Origin of the sequence: Prevotella heparinolytica (assembly GCF_002998535.1) — a bacterium.
Lineage (GTDB): Bacteria > Bacteroidota > Bacteroidia > Bacteroidales > Bacteroidaceae > Bacteroides > Bacteroides heparinolyticus.
Genome location: NZ_CP027234.1, coordinates 2322226 through 2339646 on the forward strand (window position 1 = coordinate 2322226; position 17421 = coordinate 2339646).

General features: G+C 43.3%; 15 protein-coding genes and 2 tRNA genes. 12 read left to right on the top strand and 5 right to left on the bottom strand.

The features are described from left to right. The first annotated feature begins 79 nt into the window (after window positions 1-79). The 10 genes from rnpA (at window position 80) to C3V43_RS09490 (ending at window position 9989) form a co-directional block, all read left to right on the top strand. Complete coding sequence (gene rnpA / locus C3V43_RS09445; RefSeq protein WP_106069598.1) at window positions 80-472, top strand: ribonuclease P protein component; 393 nt, start codon at window positions 80-82, stop codon at window positions 470-472. After that, the gene (yidD, locus tag C3V43_RS09450; protein WP_106069599.1) at window positions 469-690 is read left to right on the top strand and encodes a membrane protein insertion efficiency factor YidD; all 222 of its coding nucleotides are present in this window, start codon (window positions 469-471) and stop codon (window positions 688-690) included. Before rnpA ends, yidD begins: the two co-directional genes overlap by 4 nt. Then, window positions 687-1361: a TatD family hydrolase gene (locus tag C3V43_RS09455; RefSeq protein WP_106069600.1), complete on the top strand. Its 675-nt coding sequence runs from the start codon at window positions 687-689 to the stop codon at window positions 1359-1361. Before yidD ends, C3V43_RS09455 begins: the two co-directional genes overlap by 4 nt. 63 nt (window positions 1362-1424) lie before the next feature. Beyond that, a complete protein-coding gene (gene tyrS, locus C3V43_RS09460) occupies window positions 1425-2717 on the top strand; it encodes a tyrosine--tRNA ligase (protein WP_106069601.1) in 1293 nt (430 codons plus the stop codon). A gap of 92 nt (window positions 2718-2809) precedes the next feature. Then, window positions 2810-2880, top strand: a tRNA-Gln gene (locus tag C3V43_RS09465). A 129-nt stretch (window positions 2881-3009) separates the two neighbouring features. Further along, on the top strand, window positions 3010-3348 hold the full coding sequence (locus C3V43_RS09470; RefSeq protein ID WP_106069602.1) for a hypothetical protein: 339 nt from the start codon (window positions 3010-3012) through the stop codon (window positions 3346-3348). Between the two features lie 12 nt (window positions 3349-3360). Beyond that, window positions 3361-7359 carry a sacsin N-terminal ATP-binding-like domain-containing protein gene (locus tag C3V43_RS09475; RefSeq protein WP_106069603.1) on the top strand — a complete coding sequence of 1333 codons (3999 nt, stop codon included), beginning with the start codon at window positions 3361-3363 and terminating at the stop codon, window positions 7357-7359. A 2-nt stretch (window positions 7360-7361) separates the two neighbouring features. Beyond that, window positions 7362-9149 (top strand): AAA domain-containing protein, encoded by a 1788-nt coding sequence (locus C3V43_RS09480; protein WP_106069604.1) that lies wholly within the window; start codon window positions 7362-7364, stop codon window positions 9147-9149. Window positions 9150-9188: 39 nt separating this feature from the next. After that, on the top strand, window positions 9189-9572 hold the full coding sequence (locus tag C3V43_RS09485; protein ID WP_164996238.1) for a PIN domain-containing protein: 384 nt from the start codon (window positions 9189-9191) through the stop codon (window positions 9570-9572). 144 nt (window positions 9573-9716) lie between these two features. Further along, the gene (locus C3V43_RS09490) at window positions 9717-9989 is read left to right on the top strand and encodes a helix-turn-helix domain-containing protein (RefSeq protein WP_106069606.1); all 273 of its coding nucleotides are present in this window, start codon (window positions 9717-9719) and stop codon (window positions 9987-9989) included. A gap of 160 nt (window positions 9990-10149) precedes the next feature. On the opposite strand, the gene C3V43_RS09495 is transcribed toward C3V43_RS09490, so the two are convergent. From C3V43_RS09495 to C3V43_RS09515, 5 genes are all read right to left on the bottom strand, one after another. Then, window positions 10150-10223, bottom strand: a tRNA-Ile gene (locus tag C3V43_RS09495). A 133-nt stretch (window positions 10224-10356) separates the two neighbouring features. After that, complete coding sequence (locus C3V43_RS09500; RefSeq protein ID WP_106069607.1) at window positions 10357-10668, bottom strand: DUF4491 family protein; 312 nt, start codon at window positions 10666-10668, stop codon at window positions 10357-10359. 51 nt (window positions 10669-10719) lie between these two features. Then, window positions 10720-11184, bottom strand: coding sequence for an Lrp/AsnC family transcriptional regulator (locus tag C3V43_RS09505; RefSeq protein WP_106069608.1), 465 nt, complete (start codon window positions 11182-11184; stop codon window positions 10720-10722). A gap of 119 nt (window positions 11185-11303) precedes the next feature. Then, on the bottom strand, window positions 11304-12077 hold the full coding sequence (locus C3V43_RS09510; RefSeq protein ID WP_106069609.1) for a radical SAM protein: 774 nt from the start codon (window positions 12075-12077) through the stop codon (window positions 11304-11306). Window positions 12078-12174: 97 nt separating this feature from the next. Then, window positions 12175-14205 carry a helix-hairpin-helix domain-containing protein gene (locus C3V43_RS09515; protein ID WP_106070538.1) on the bottom strand — a complete coding sequence of 677 codons (2031 nt, stop codon included), beginning with the start codon at window positions 14203-14205 and terminating at the stop codon, window positions 12175-12177. Window positions 14206-14639: 434 nt separating this feature from the next. On the opposite strand from C3V43_RS09515, the gene C3V43_RS09520 reads away from it, so the two are divergent. Continuing rightward, the gene (locus tag C3V43_RS09520) at window positions 14640-15275 is read left to right on the top strand and encodes a DUF4294 domain-containing protein (RefSeq protein WP_174704387.1); all 636 of its coding nucleotides are present in this window, start codon (window positions 14640-14642) and stop codon (window positions 15273-15275) included. Window positions 15276-15413: 138 nt separating this feature from the next. Then, complete coding sequence (locus C3V43_RS09525) at window positions 15414-17402, top strand: sensor histidine kinase (RefSeq protein WP_106069611.1); 1989 nt, start codon at window positions 15414-15416, stop codon at window positions 17400-17402. Window positions 17403-17421 lie beyond the last annotated feature (19 nt).

Here is a 17421-nt window from a genome sequence, read left to right on the forward strand (position 1 = left end):
ATAGTGTGTGAAGACAATCGTGCATGCGTAATTCGTGGTTCGTAATTTGATTTTATAACCTATTGTAATTCTAAAAAAAGTGGCAAATACCCTGTGCAAATCCGAAAGGTTGGATAAAAAGAAAGTGATAGAGAAGATGTTTGCGGGCGGCTCGCATTCGTTTTCTATTTTCCCTTTGCGCGTGGTGTATCTGCAGGTAGAGGAACTGGAGGCTACCGCTTCCATCTTGGTCAGCGTTTCAAAACGCCGTTTCAAGCGCGCGGTGAAACGCAACCGTGTGAAACGCCAGATACGCGAAGCCTATCGCGTCAACAAGCACAAGTTGCTGAGCGTGCTGGCCGAAAAACAATGCCGTCTGGCCATTGCCTTCATCTATCTTTCCGATCGCCCGGAGGATTCTTCTGTCATTGAAAACCGCGTAAAGACGGCCTTGGCACGCATTGCCGAGAAAGTAACGACCTCGGAGCCATGAAAAGAGCACTTTCATATCTGCTGTTGCTTCCCATTTATTTTTATCAGAAGTTCATCTCGCCCATGACCTCCCCATCATGCCGCTTCACTCCCACCTGCTCGCAATATGCCGTGGAGGCCATCAAGAAACACGGACCTTTCAAAGGGCTTTATCTGGCAGTGAGACGCATTCTGCGCTGCCATCCTTGGGGAGGTTCCGGTTATGACCCTGTGCCATGAACATCCCTATCGACATACATACGCACCGGCTGCCGCAAACCTTCGGAAAGGCAATCGTAAACTGCGAACCCGAAACATTTCTTCCGCAGAAAGAAGGATGGTACTCGGTCGGGATACACCCTTGGAGCATCACCGCACCCTATGCTTGCCGGAATAATTCCCCTACCCCAAATCTCATCGTGAGCGAACGCATGAATCGTCTTGAGACACAGGTGTGCCATCCCCTCGTATTGGCTGTGGGCGAGGCAGGACTGGACAAGCTGGCAGACGCACCCATGACCTTGCAGCTGGAAGTGTTCGAACGTCAGGCTCGCTTAGCAATGGAGGCAGACAAACCTTTGGTTATTCATCTGGTGAAAGCCACCGACGAGCTGTTGGCACTGAAGCACACCTTGCGTCCTACCAATCCGTGGATTATTCACGGCTTCCGTGGCAAGGCGGCACTCGCCGAAGAATATCTGCGACACGGCTTCTTCCTTTCATTCGGAGAGAAATACCGGGAGGAGGCGCTTCGTCTGATGCCGGCCCACCGATTGTTCATCGAAACGGACGAAAGCGATGTCTCCATTGACGAGCTGTATGCACGGGCTGCTACCGTGCGAGGTGTCCCCTCCTCTGAACTCAAAAACTCTGTGGAAGAAAATGTTATCAAACTCTTTTTTAAACAATAAGAGTTTGTTTCTTCAATAAAGTGTCGTACTTTTGCGAAAATAATTAATAAAGACAATCATTCGATGAATTTTGTAGAAGAACTAAAATGGCGTGGAATGGTGCACACGATGATGCCGGGCACCGAAGAATTATTGGCTAAGGAACAGGTTACGGCTTATGTAGGCATCGACCCTACTGCCGATTCTTTGCACATCGGTCACCTATGCGGAGTGATGATGTTGCGCCATTTCCAGCGTTGCGGACACAAGCCTTTGGCACTTGTGGGAGGTGCAACCGGTATGATAGGCGACCCTTCGGGCAAATCGGCCGAACGCAACTTGCTGGACGAAGAAACCCTCCGTCACAATCAGGAATGCATCAAGAAGCAACTGGCCAAGTTTCTCGATTTTGAGAGCGACGCTCCCAACAGGGCGGAACTGGTGAACAACTATGACTGGATGAAGGACTTCACTTTCCTTGATTTTGCCCGCAATGTAGGCAAGCATATCACCGTGAACTACATGATGGCAAAGGAATCCGTACAGAAACGTCTGAACGGTGAAGCACGCGACGGTCTTTCGTTCACGGAATTCACTTATCAGCTGTTGCAAGGCTACGATTTTCTGCATTTATATGAAACCAGAGGCTGCAAGCTCCAGATGGGCGGTTCGGACCAATGGGGCAACATCACTACCGGCGCCGAACTGATTCGCCGTACCAATGGCGGTGAAGTGTTTGCCTTGACTTGTCCGTTGATTACGAAAGCCGATGGCGGCAAGTTCGGAAAGACAGAATCAGGGAATGTTTGGCTCGATCCCCGCTACACCTCTCCTTACAAATTCTATCAGTTCTGGCTCAACGTCAGCGACGAAGATGCGGCACGCTATATCAAGATTTTCACCTCATTGTCGAAAGAAGAGATAGAAGCCTTGACGACGGAACATGCCGAAGCCCCTCACTTGCGTGCGCTTCAAAAGCGTCTGGCAAAGGAAGTCACCATCATGGTGCACTCCGAAGAAGACTACAATGCCGCGGTAGATGCCTCAAACATCCTCTTCGGCAATGCCACTTCCGAGGCCTTGAAGAAGTTGGACGAAGACACGTTGCTGGCTGTGTTCGAAGGCGTTCCCCAGTTCGAGGTGTCTCGCGGCGCACTGTCGGCAGGCGTAAAGGCTGTGGACTTCTTTGTGGATAATGCGGCTGTATTCGCCTCCAAAGGCGAGATGCGCAAACTGGTGCAAGGTGGCGGTGTTTCCTTGAACAAAGAGAAGCTAACCGCTTTCGACCAAACGATTACAGCAGCCGATTTGCTGGACGGAAAGTATTTATTGGTGCAGCGTGGAAAGAAAAACTACTACCTGATTATCGTCAAATAAGGAGAGAATAGAAAAAATAGTCCCGGAATATTTGGATATTTCGGTACAGACCTCTATCTTTGCACCGCTTTTTAACAGAAAGCGTATAAGTTTGGACTATGGTGTAATGGTAGCACAACAGGTTTTGGTTCTGTTTGTCCAGGTTCGAATCCTGGTAGTCCAACTTCTTGTAATCAGGCCTTGAAAGATTACTCTTTCAAGACCTGATTATTTTTTGCCAGTCTGCAATTAATAGCCAGCATTATGGAAGTGTGGCATAAAAAATGAAATAATAATTAGAACGATAAAAGATATGGAGTACACAAAAGATCAGAAAATGGCCATGTCCAAAGTATTACTGGACATCGTAAGTGTTGACGAGCATATTGATGCCCGAGAGACTATGTATTTCGAAAGCATTAAGCAAGTGCTTCAATTGACAACCCAGGATCATTTCGACATCTTGCATCTCAACACTCTTAAATGCTTAAGCATCATAAAATCAATGACAATTGAGCAAAAAACTGAATTTGCCACAATGATGCGCAAAATGATCATAGTGGATGAATATATTGACCCTAATGAGGCCACTTCCTTTTACGATATATGCGAGTTTATTCATATTAATGGAATCGGTTTAACGATGGATTAATTGTTTTATGTTATGAATACAGGACTGTCAAACTCGTGCGCCAATGAAGACTTTATCAAGAAGTTACAAAGAGAGCGCACAGATTATAAATATGCATCCCAGGTTAGGACTATAGCAAAGTCCCTAATTCAATTATCTGTAGGTATCTATACCGAACCCGAAAGGTTCGTATACGAATTGCTTCAGAACGCTGTCGATGCTTTTACAGATACTGGTAATGACTCACTAGAGATACTTATCAAGGCAGAACAAGACAGGTTCATTTTCATGCATAACGGAAAGCCTTTCAATGAAAAAGATGTTGAGGGCATATGTGATGTAGGTAATGGAACGAAAGCAAATGACAGCAATAAAATTGGCTATAAAGGCATTGGATTCAAATCTGTATTCATGCCATCTGTAAACCATGTTAGCATTATTAGCGGCCAATATTGCTTTGAATTTGATAAACAAAAGGCTCGCTCACTTATGCCTAACTTCCCTCCAAGCGAGGGAGTCCTAGGCCCTGATGATGTTCCTTGGCAGGTAATACCTATTGATGCGCCCCAGCTTCATGATTTTCGTGAAACAGGATTCAATGTTATTACTATTGTCTATACCAATGAAGCCGATAAGATTGGGAGCCGGATAGAAGATTTGTTCTCCGATTTACAGTTCTTGTTGTTTTTGAGAAGTAATAATGTTAATATTCGCTTTGAACGAAATGGACGTCATATCTTTAGTGTCGGAAAAAAGCAAAACAATGACACGAGTGACTGTACACAAAATGTGACATTATTGAAGAATAGTCAGGAGCAGAGTAACTGGATGCTTTTCACTAAGGACGTCGAAGTCCCTTCTGAGGTTAAAGCCGCTCTCGAGCATGATTTCAATACACCCGATAAATTAAAGGGTGCAGATAAGGTTGAGATCTCCTTTGCTGTACAGATAGAGGGTGACGAAGTCGTTCCATTAAAGAATACTTCTGTATTCACATTCTTACCCACGTCCTACCGTGGATTGCGTCAACCATTTTTAATCAATTCAAACTTTATTACTGATGCTGGACGACAACAACTGCATCAAGAGAGTGAATGGAACAAACTTATTTTCAAGAAGATACCCGAACTTTATTTATCTTTCGTTTCACAGTTCTCAAAGAAGTTTGCCAATTATACGAAGGTATTACCAACTGTATATCCAGACAATGATACACTGGTCAGTGTGTATCGTAGTGAATTGAAAAAGGCCTTTGAGATCATTGCATTTGTACCAAACCGCAATGAAGATCGTCTTTTAAAACTTGGAGAAGTATTGATTGATAAGACCGGTATCTCGAAAGGTATTATTCCCGTTGAGAGGATGCTGGCATATTTAAATAGCAAAAAGAGCTCGCGTTTCACTGAAGACAATTTTGTTGATAATGATGAAATTGTTGAATATGCCCATAATTTAATCAACCTGTTTGACAGCGAAGAGTTGATCAAACTCCTTGCTGATAAAGCTACCACAGCGAGCATCTCTGTTAATGATGATATTAAGTTGATCCGTTTCTTATACGATTATTTTCAGAAACCGGAGAACACGTTTGATTTTTATAAAGACTCCCTTGCTGATACTTCTATCCTCTATGATGAGGATGGTGAATTTCGAAGATTTAATGTGCTTTTCTTCCCTTCAAATATCAAGGATCTATACGAGGAAACTTCAAGTGTATCAATATTAAATGGAGATATTTATGATACCATCAAGAATAATTCATCAATGGTATCCTGGTTGAAATCTCTAGGGATGAGGGATTTGTCTAACATGTCCTTTGTAGAGTATTTATATGACCATCCAGAACACATTACAACTGCAAATGCATTATCAATTGGCAGATTCCTATTTAGCGTATGGAAAAAGGAAAACTTTTTAGAGAATGAATCAAACGCTGAAAAGACAAAGAACTTATGTTTTCTGTCTAAAGACGGTCAATTACAGCCAATCTGTAACCTCTATTTGGGAAGCATATATCGGCCAGATGATGATATGGAAATTGTCAATCCACGAACTGATTTGTATATTTCGGAAGATTATCCAGAAGGAAGTGATGTCGATGATTGGGCTTATTTTTTGAAGAAGTGTGGAGTTATTTACAAAATCGGTATTTCAGAAAAGGATTATACTAATAACGAACTAGGATTCAATTTTATAAGAGAAACAGAAAATTCATTTACAGATTGTCCGCACCATTATAGTGGATATTGTGGATATAAAAACCCCATTGTAAATATACATTTCCGTGTTTCATATTTCACATTCGTTGACTTTAACAACCCTAATTATGAAATTGACAAGTTTATTTTCTCTAAAGTATTATCTACGAATCGCAACGAATGGAGTTGCAATGACAAAGTATATGGGAAGATCTCTTTTTGGGGAAGCAGAGTTGAAAGAAATTTAAGTGAGTTTGCACCTTATGAATATAAAAGTCGATATAAATCTTTCCTCGAATACGTAATAGCGAATGAGCAAAAGTTCCCCACTACACTGGGTACATCTGCCACTCCCACTGAAGTCTACATTAACAATCCGGCTACAGTAGAATTAGCCGGCAAATATCTGCCGATTTTGGCGATTGACACAAAAGTGCATGAGAGCTGGCGATCTATCCTTCCTTTTAAAATGAACCTGACAATAGAAGATCTGTTGGCTATTCTGGAAGGAATCTCAATTGATGATGATGAAGACAAGGATGCAAAAAAGGAACGCATATCCAAAATTTATCGCGAAATAATTGATAGAGACGAACAGGACTCTCCAAGTATTAGAGAATGGGCGGAAACTCACAGGATTCTTTCGCATTCCGGGGATTTTCTTCCAGCCTCAAAGTTGACTTATATCACAGTCGATGGCTTTAAAAATAGTGAAAACAAGGTATACTGCGAAAAGATAGGTAAAGATAATCGAGAAAAGTTGCTCCAACTGCTTAGAACATTTGGCGTTCAAGTTATCACGCAAAAAGATATTACTACAGAATTTACTAATTCTGTTGAAAACGAAGAACTGAAAACAAAATTGTTGAAGAAGTTACAATACCTTGCTGTATTGCGTGATAATTCGAAATTAGATTTCGAAGAAAAGAAAGCAGAACTGGAAAGTAAGATTCAGAAAACGCTTTTTTTCAAATGTGATTCTATAACTTTGACATATGGCGTAGATAAGGATACCATTTCAAAGTCCACGTTCTCTAAGGGAGACAGCTTTTATTATACTGGCAGGATTACACCTGCACTTATGGAGCCGCTGTTATCACCTCTATGTAGTCATCTTAACTTAGGAAGCAGTAATGACAGCAAATTGATGGTGATTCTTATAACTGACGATCATCAATCTCTTGTTGATTATCTCGCAGACTGCGGCTACGACGTAAGCAAGTTAATCGAACCTTCAGTTGAATTGACCGTTAATAAAAGCGGTGCTAGTGGACCGCAAGAAATCACCATGCCCACAGAAGAGGTGGACGTGCGCGAATTAGGAAATGTTGAGACAGAAAAGCAGAAAGAAATCAATAAGGAGGCTCGTATTCACACCAAGCCTTACCTCGCTGCACATGGTTATGATGTTTCCCAATGGATACCAGAGACATCACTTTCAGATTTAGTCGGAGTCATCAAAGATTCTGACGGCAACCCCATCAATGTTGTGGTCCGCAGTGCGAAACAACGTTATATTTATCTTTCAGCATCATCATTTGAGATATTAATGTCGAATCCTAATAATCTACTCATAGTAGAAAACAATCAAGGCATCCGACCGGTAACGTTTGAGGAATTATTCGGAAACGACTCCAATGTCAATCTAGTATTTGATGCACGCCATACGCCTAGAGAGTATTTCCAGGCACTTGCGGTTATATTCAAATACGTCAAGAACACCAAATTTATAGTTAGAGACCCACACTACTCCGCATACGAAGAGATAAAGGGATTTGGTTTGGAGAAGAAAAATGATGGAACAATACTAATTGCTACAAACGAAGATATTTAATTATGCAGTATACAAGAGAACAGCAGGAAAAGTTCCTTGATGAGGAGCTGTCTGCAATATCAGAGAAATATATAAAACTAATTAGCAAGAAGGCCGTTGCTTTGATGGAGAGTGGCGAAGTGTTCGTCTCTCAATATTTAAAAATGGACGAAAAAGGATGTGCCATCTTGAAGATGCGTAATTCTCGGGGACTGCCTAGAAAGGGAGACTACTTTTGCGCCGCTTTATTCATTGGTGAGATGTGTAAGTTCAAGAATTGGAGGGACAATTCATGGGCTGATTTGAGGCGTAAGTACCAAAAGGAGTTTTCGGAGGTATACTGTGCTTGGCTTGGGAAAACAGATGATCCTGATTTTTCTTTTGTAGGCATTAAGGGAATTACTCTGGAACTTGCTAACGAGCTTAAATCTGAGTGCATCCTCGTCCTTGGGCCTCAGGAACCGCCGATTAAGTATTACCAGAATCTAATCAGCATAGTTCGTTCAGAACCTACTGATAGTGTCGTTGGGAAAATGATGGATTATGATCGACAGATAGTTGAATGGAGTCCTGTTAAACTGACCGCTAAAAACAGTACTGGTGATTTCTTTCTTGGGCAACTTTCTTTAACTGACGAGATTGTTGTCCAAGGGCCTCCAGGTACTGGCAAAACATATAAAATGGCAAGCTTGATTGCTGGTCTTCCAGAAAATGCCAGCGTTCTTGTAACAGCACTAACAAATCGAGCATTGATGGAGTTGGCTGGGAAAGATTCATTAAAAAAGATGCTTGAAGATGGAAGGGTTTTCAAAACTAGCCTAACCACGGATGAGCAGAAAGAAATTCCCAATCTTCAGAGAATCGACGGAACTGATATCCATTGTATTCCAGGAAATCTTTCTCTGGCAACTTTTTATGCGGCTTCAAATTGGGCCAAAATGATAATTGACCAGCCTCCTTTTGATTACGTCATTATGGATGAAGCCAGTCAAGGATTCTTTGTAATGGTCTGTGCAGCAAAGAAATTGGGCAAGAAGGTTATCTGGATTGGAGACCAATGCCAGATGCCCCCAGTCATCAACATGAACCCGGATAAATTATTAGAGAAGAATTGGAGACCGCTTTCGTCTGGATTCAAAACTCTTTGCGAGAACTTCTCTTTTCCGAGTTATTTGCTGGGTGATACATATCGCCTCTCAGAAAGGGCATGTGCATTTACTGGCATTTTCTACAATGGCGCATTACGTTCAGTCGCAGACAAACATAATGATTTGCCTGTTGCGAATCTTTCCTCAGGTGGTGGCCCATCACTTTTGATGCTTCCTCTTGAATCAGGAAATCGTGCGCCAGATAATATGATTGACCAGGTTCTAACTATGGTTCGGGCTATCCTTGCATACAACTCTAAGTTAGAGATAGCCATTCTTTCAAAGTTTAGAGCCACGGTTAAGAATATGCAGCGTGCATTTATCAACCACTATGGAGAGCAAAAGAATGTCTTAATTGATACTGTTGAAAGGGTGCAAGGACTTACTTGTGATGTCTGTTTCTTTTGCATTCCAAATGATTTGCAGTATATGTCTCTAGAAAAGACATTATTCAATGTGGCGACAAGCCGCTCCATATTCAACACAGTCATCGTATGTGATGAAAACATGTTGAACACGGTCAATATGGATAATGATGTGCGTAATTATTTAGAACGGGTTAAATCGAATGCTGTTCCTAAAATTGAAAAAACTGAAGAAGACGATGACCAAAAGCCGAGACTTAAGGTGCTTGGAAAGATAGATCCCTCTTTGCTTGAGTGAAAGAAAAAGGAAATCAGCAAACTTAAACGAAATTACTATGTGATAGATACGAATGTGTTTGTAGATTGTTCTGATATTATCAGTAAGATTGATAAGAAATACCCGATTATCTTGTCTGCGAAAGTAACAGACGAACTTGACAAAATGAAGATAAAATTGGATGAACAAAAGAAAAAGAATGCAGAGAAGGCTCTTAGATTATTAAATATAGAAAAGAACCATGAACTCTTTTATGAATTTGATGATACATCTTTGCTTCCTGAGGATTTTGATAAAAAATCTCCAGATAATATGATTATGTCCGTTGCTTTGAAATACAAATCCGAGAACCCGATAATGCTAACTTCGGATAATGGTTTGCAGCTAAAATGTAAGATTCTTGGCATTGCGACTGTATCATTAAGAAACTTCCTGAAAAGGTAATGGGCAAAACAATTAAATCCAAAGTGCAAAATTCGCACTTTGGGGACTATGATGACGAGAGAAAGATTATATGTATCACAGAAGATTACTAAGAGATATGAAGGATAAAAGAATTTATGGTATTTCGGTCCAAAGATTAAGGCCATGAGGCTGGAACGTGGGCTTAGGCAGCGCCATCTGGCGGAACTCTTGGAAACGGATATGCCGATGTATAGCAAGATGGAACTGGGTGCAAGGCGTGTTCGTCGCGACATGATACCCAAGTTGGCCGAATTGTATAAAGTTAATGAACACGAGTTAACGACTCTTTGGCTGGCCGATGCGGTATATGCCACATTGAAGGCTAAGGATAAAGCCTTGCAATTGGATGCCATTGATCTGGCAAAAGAGTATTTCAAAGCTGATGAAAGTCTGTAGTTTTATCCATTGCGCTTCTCGAATATTTGTTTTCGCAGTCTCACAAGATTGCGAAAACTTGTATAAAATGGTGTCGAACTCAACCCGATTGTTTTCGCATTGTTTTCGCAAAACGAAAAATCAGCAACTCGAATTTCTTCTAAGTTGCTGATTTTCAGTGTGGACCAGCCTGGGCTTGAACCAGGGACCTCCAGATTATGAGTCTGTTGCTCTAACCAACTGAGCTACAAGTCCGATGTATCCTTCTACGGATAGCGGGGACAAAAGTAGTGTTTTCCATTGAAATATGCAAGAATTTCGCTTAAAAAAGAAAAACACACCAAAAACAGCCTTGCGAAAAAGACCGGTAAAATATACCAGCAACTCCTCAGAACTTATAGATTCTTTTAGGATTCTTAGGAAACCAGCCTTTTTTTACCCGCTCTTCCTGCTCGAACACTTCTTTGATGCTCCAGAAGGAAGAGAAAGCGAATACGCCCAACAGAGAAGCAACCATAATATTCTCCGTGCAAAGAGAAGCTATGACGCCGCCGATGCCGAGCAGAAGGAAAATCCACCAACATTTGGTGCCCAAATGATATTCGGCTTTTACAACTATGGGATGAAACAGTCCGATAATGATAAATGTACAGATACCGATGACAAGACCAGACAGATGATATTCGTTCAAGAAATCCATTATTGTTTGCTATTGACTATAAGCTGATGACAAATCACTTATAACTCTTTTTTATTTCTCAGGACAAATAGGAATTTCTTTCTTGATGCTTTGCTCCAAGGATATCAGTGTCTCTGTGGCTGTCACACCCGGAATTTCTTGCATTTTGTTATTCAGCAAGTCCATCAGATGTTCGTTGTCGCGGGCATACACTTTGGTCAACATGGTGTATGTGCCTGTGGTGAAGTGGCATTCTACGATTTCGGGAATCTTGTTCAGCTCGGCAACCACCGTTTTATACATGGAACCTTTTTCCAACTTGATTCCCACGTACGTACAGGTTCTGTATCCAAGGGACTTGGGGTTTACATGATAGCCTGATCCAACAATAACCCCAAGATCAATCAAACGCTGTACGCGCTGATGAATGGCAGCACGTGATACTCCACATTCGGCAGCTACGTCTTTGAAAGGAATACGGGCATTTTGGGAAATGATTTCCAGAATCTGCCGGTCAAGATTGTCTATTTTTTCCATAATAGTAAATAAGTAAAGTTTTATTCTTATCAAATAGTAAGCAAATATAGGACTTTATTTTAATTTATCTATAAAAACGAAAGGAAAAATGAGTAAAAGTGACAAATATGTGAGATAATTCAATAAGATACACTTACTTCTATTCCTTCTTTCTTTATCAGGGCTGCAATGCGATCCAGCTCTTCGTGTGTGGCTTTCCGTAAGTCTTGACCGGGTGTTTCGCGGTCGATGGTATAAATCATCACTTGACGAGGGGCTATCTCCTTCACTGCTTCCAGCCAAGGAAGAACGTATTTGTCCGAGGTATTGTCCATATTCTTGCCTGCGTAGCTGCCTTTCAGGAACATGGCCTGTATGATGCAGTTGCCCTTGAAGGCTTTCATACCTTCGATGATTTTATTCACGGAATAAGAACCGGTTGGACGGTCGAGTTCGCGGATGTAAGCCTCGTCCACCGTGTCGAGCTTCAGGATGTTGTTATCCACCTTATTTAAGGCGTCGAACACGGCAGGCTTATGGATAAAGGTGGAGTTGGTCAGAACGCTTACCTTGGCATGTGGGAAATAGCGGTCGCGCAGGGTCAGCGTGTCTTCTATGATCTCGGGGAAGCGGGGATGAGCGGTAGGCTCACCGTTTCCGGCAAAGGTCAGCACATCGGGCGCAGGGCCGTTCTGTCGCATGTTCTGCAGGCGCGCTTCGAGGGCGGCACGTACCTCCTCGCGCGTGGGAAACTGCTGTTTAGGGCGACGGTCGGCATTGAAGCCGCATTCGCAATAAATACAGTCGAAAGTGCACACCTTGCCGTCGGCAGGCAACAGATTGATTCCCAATGATACTCCCAAACGGCGGGAATGAACGGGACCAAATATGGGAGAAGGATAAATGACCGTCATCGTTAGCGTATGATTTGATGAATTATTATTTTGACCTGAATGAACCTGAGGCAAGAGCAAATATAGTGAATAAATGGAACAACGGATGGAAATCCGCCTAAAACTTGACTCTAAGCTGCATCTGCAAGTCTGCCTTGCGATGGCTGTCTATCTGTTCGTTGCCTGAACCGATGGTCTCGCGGTCGCCGTAAACGGTCTGTCCGAACTTGGCAAGAAACATAAAGGCCTTGCCCACGTCGTAACGGAGAACAGCGGAATAACGCCAGCCTCTGCCGGAGAAAGACGGCGTAGAAAAGGTGTACAGCAAGCCTCTTTCAGCGGCATATATGCGCGAATCGTAATCGTCCGTATCAAAATAAGTGGCTTGCAAGGCAAGCGACAAGGGGAAGGAAGAAGGAGAGTAGGCGCAAGACAGTGTGAACTGATATCCGTCTTTCCCATCGAAGTGATAGCCTGCTTTGTCTTGCTGACGAAAATGATTGTAGTCGATCGTGGTGCGGAATGTAAAGCTCCCCGGCGCATAGGACAGCCTATACCGAAACCGATGATGGCGTATGGGCGACGTAACTGCACCGCCGCTGCCCGTCACGTCTCTTTCCTTCCGCTTATATCGATGATTAAGATACATGGACAGATTGCGCCGGGGCGAATAGGATGCCTGAAACATGACATCCGTTCCTTGCGACGGCTTGCTGATGCGGTACTTCCACCAAGGAAAGGAAAACATGTCTATCGAAGCGAAGAACCTCCAACGGGCAAAGGGAGCAGTTTCTGCCGCCAGATACCAACCGTTCTCGTTTTGCGGTGCGCTGCTTTCGGCAAAGGAGCGGGCGAACATAGCCCAATAATCAAAGGAATAGTAGCGATGAACGAGCAACAACCGATAGTCGGGCGAGAAGTCATACTTCCACTTGTTCAATAAAGCATATCCCTGCTTGCCCATGGCCGCCTCCCCTACCCACACAATACGTCCCAAACGATATTGATAATCCACACCGATGTTATAAAACGCTGTGCCGTGCAGATTGTATCGGCTATAACCGTCCCGTTTCGGTTCATAAGGGCGGTCGAAGAAATAACAGATGCCCGTTGCCCCCAACTTTAATGTCTTTTTCGCGTAGGTCAGGTTGCCGCCCATGAGCTGAAGAGCAAAGGCATTTGCCTTGTCCGCTTCTTTCTGCGTGCGGTGCAGGCCGGTCTTGTAGATGGAGGTAATTTCTCCTTCCTTCACCACACCATCCATGAGGCGGTGCGAGCAGAAGGCCGACAGCTCCAACGAAGGAATGACCTGCACCGTTGCCGCCGCTCCGCGGAAGTAGTTGTATTCGTCCGTAGAGGCATGCTTGCGTATGCCTCCGGCACGATGTTCGGCGGCGGACAGGGAGAAGGTCTTGCCCAAACGGAAATCGGTACTGACCACCAGCCCTTGCCCGAAGCTGAGGCGATAATTGCCCAAAGCCAGCGTTTTCAGTCTGCCCAAGTTCCTGATGATGAAATAATACGAATAGGAATCATAGCCTTTGCCGTTGTGCAGGCCGAACATCGGCTCTCCGGCATCCTTCTCGCCCGTTATGCCTGCTTGCAGGTAGTCGCCGTAGCGGAAGGCATAACGCATGGAGTGGTAGGGCGAAGGGCCAAGGTAGTTCTTGGCATATCCTTTGCGCGTATAGAAAGGCAAATCCAGACGGGCAAGGGCTTCGTGCCGACCATACTTCATGATGGTTTTCAAGGTGGGATAACGCCTACCCTCCCCTTTCAGCGGCTGTACGCATACAAAGGGCAGCAGCAGTTCGATGGTGCGTTTATCCATCTCCGCCACCAGTTGCAGTTCATATACGGTCTGCATCGGCCCATGCACGTAGATGTATGCCAACAGGTTTTCTATCTGAATATCCGTAAGGAAAGGAAATCGCTCCAATTGGCTTTTGGTCGCCTCGTTGAGGTTGAGGGGTTCTTGCAGTAGTTGGGAGAGTTCTTGCAGCTCGTTTTCCCAATCATGCTCTTCTCCGGCATCGGCAGATAATTGTTCCAGATGCTCTTCCCAAAGAGACAAGGGCGTGTTTTGCGCCCAAAGCACAGCGGTCGTCAGCAGCATACTCACAAAAACTCCCAATCTGATGTATTTCATTCTCTCTATATTCGTTTCGTTGTTGATGGTCATCGGCATGCGAAAGTACGGCTATTAAACGGAAATAGGAAAGAACTCTCCTGAAAACTTAACGTAAAAGTACAACTTGCATAAGCAACCCATTGGCGGAAAATAAGGCAGATATTTCCCGATGCCCCTAAGACAAGCGTATCAATGAACACGAGATATTGATTTACGCTGCACAAGATGCCATCTTATGTTGCATGACATGCACATCTCATGATACACAAGATGGCATCTTGTGCATGGAGCGCATATATCCGCAGGCGAACAGAACCGTATGCCCCCTCGGCTTCCGCTCCGGCAATACCGATCCCCACAAATGCACAGGCTGGCTGCGCGATTCTCAAAAGTTCAATAAATAAGTTAAGATACCGAGGAAAAAACAACCGAATGCAACAACATTCCGTGGAATGATATACTTTTGTAACATGAACATTAGGCTTAATATCGTAATATTCATTGTGTTTCTGCTCTGCATCGGCCCGAAAGCTCTTGCACAGCGACAGCCCACAAGGGCCGATGCGCAAAAGAATGTTTACCTTGTGCCCATGTGCGTGTACGAGGGAGACACCATTCCGTGTATCGACTTGCCCAACGTCTACATATTCAAGCCGCTAACGTTCAAGAACAAGCGAGAGATGGAAAAGTACTATAAACTTATCCGCGACGTGAAGAAAGTGCTTCCCATCGCCAAAGAAGTGAACCGTGCCATCATCGAAACCTACGAGTACATGATGACCCTACCCAACGAGAAAGCACGCCGGCAGCACATCAAGGCCGTAGAGAAAGGCATGAAAGAACAATATACCCCCCGGCTAAAGAAACTGACCCTTACGCAGGGCAAGCTGCTGATAAAGCTGGTAGACCGACAGACGCACTCCACGGGTTATGAACTAGTAAAGGCATTCATGGGCTCTTTCAAGGCGGGATTCTACCAAACCTTTGCCACATTGTTCGGTGCCAGCCTGAAAAAAAAGTATGACCCCGCAGGAGAAGATGCGCTGACCGAACGAGTAATAAAGTTAGTGGAAAACGGACAATTGTGAACCATCCCCAAGCCGAAAAATCAAGACTTTTACGGGAGGATTCGCTATAAACTTGTAAAAATTTCATTTTCCAGGATTATTCTTTCATTATTACTAAATTAATATTTATTTTTGTCCGGACGAACAAATCCATTTCCCATGAAACGCATTATAAAAACATTCTTTTTCCTTTATTTCTGCCTTTCAGCCGCATACGCACAACAACAAGAAAAAAACAAGGAAGAAATACTGATTATCAGTTCCTATAGTTACGAAAGTAAATATATATACAGCAATATCACGAAATTCGTAAATGAATACACACGGTTGGACGGTAAATATTCACCGGTGGTAGAATCGATCAACTGCTTGTCTTTGGACGAAAGAACCAATTGGATGAACAGGATGAAAAAGATACTCGACAAACATCCCGACGCAAAATTCATCCTGCTTTTAGGACCCGAAGCATGGTCGTGCTACTTTTCGCTGACCGAAGAGAAATACAAGAAAATCCCTTTAGGATGTATCATGGGCCAACGATACGGTGCCACATTCACAGACAATGCCATCCCTTCACTGCAAGTAGCTGATACCCAAAAACAAGGAATCGTGGACTACAAACAAGTGATGGAACAGTTCAACGTAAGATTCTTTGACTACTATGAATACGACACAGATTCCGACTACAAACTGATCACCCGCTTATTCCCCTCTACCAAAAACATAGCCATCATCAGCGATAATACCTACCTCGGACTGAGTGAGATGAGAATCGTAAAACACACGCTTGAGAAAAATTATCCGCACATGAACCTTATCTACATAAACGGCAGCCGGATGGATCTTGAAGAAGCTTTGCACACCACGGCCTCACTGCCCGAAAACACCGCGGCCATTCTCTGCATCTGGAGGTTTGACAAAAAGAATGTAATCTACATGAAAAACGCCGAATACCTCTTCAAGGAAGCCAACAACGAACTACCCGTATTCAGCCTTACCGGAACAGGTATAGGCTATTGGTGCATCGGAGGTTCCATCCCAAAATATAATGAAGAAGTAGGAGTGACACTTGCACAACACGTCTATCAACACATCGATAAAGAAAAGAAAGACTTTCCTGTATACCTCCATCGTTGTTACAATGAATTTCGTTTTGACATGGATAAATTGAAAAAATTCAATTTATCAAAAGAAATGTTACCCGATAAAAGCATCTACATCAATGACACCACCTTAAATTGGAAAGAAGTATTACACAATTACAGGTGGTATTTGCTGCTAATGTCAGTGGTCATGATAAGTCTTATCGTGGGAATAATTATATCCATACACTATTCCTGGCACATCCACCAACTGAAAAACAAACTGATGGACGACAAGAAACGGTTGGAGGATTCCGAAAAGGAACTGCGTTCAGCCAAGGATAAAGCCGAAGAGAGCAACCGGCTGAAATCGGCGTTCATATCGAACATGAGCCACGAAATACGCACTCCGCTCAATGCCATAGTGGGATTTTCCACCATCTTACAAGAAGAGACCAAACAAAATAAAAATATAAAGGAATATGTAAACATCATCTCTTATAATTCGGACTTGTTGTTGAAACTCATCAACGACATCCTCGACCTTTCGCGGCTGGAATCGGACAAGCAGAATTTCAACTTCTCCAAAACAGATTTGATACCACATTGCCAAAACGTTATGAACAGCATACAGACAAGCATCAACAAAGATACAAAGCTGTATTTCCGTCACTCCACGCTAACCGCCAACGCGGAAACCGACCTTACAAAATTTAATCAGATCCTTATCAACTTGATAGGAAACGCTGCCAAGTTCACCCGGGAAGGTTTCATCGAACTGAGTGTGAAACCCGATGATGAAGCACAAGAATGGATATTTTCCGTTACCGACACCGGATGCGGCATTCCGTTGGACAAACAGAAAGCCGTATTCGAAAGATTCTGCAAACTGGACGAATATGTACAAGGCACCGGGCTGGGACTTTCCATTTGCAAGATTACCATAAAAAAACTGGGAGGCAGAATATGGATTGATTCTGAATACATGCAAGGAGCACGATTTATATTCACAATCCCCTATAAACATAAAAGGGATGTCACGACGACACCCCTGATCATTGAATAGCTTTATTTACTGTTATCCC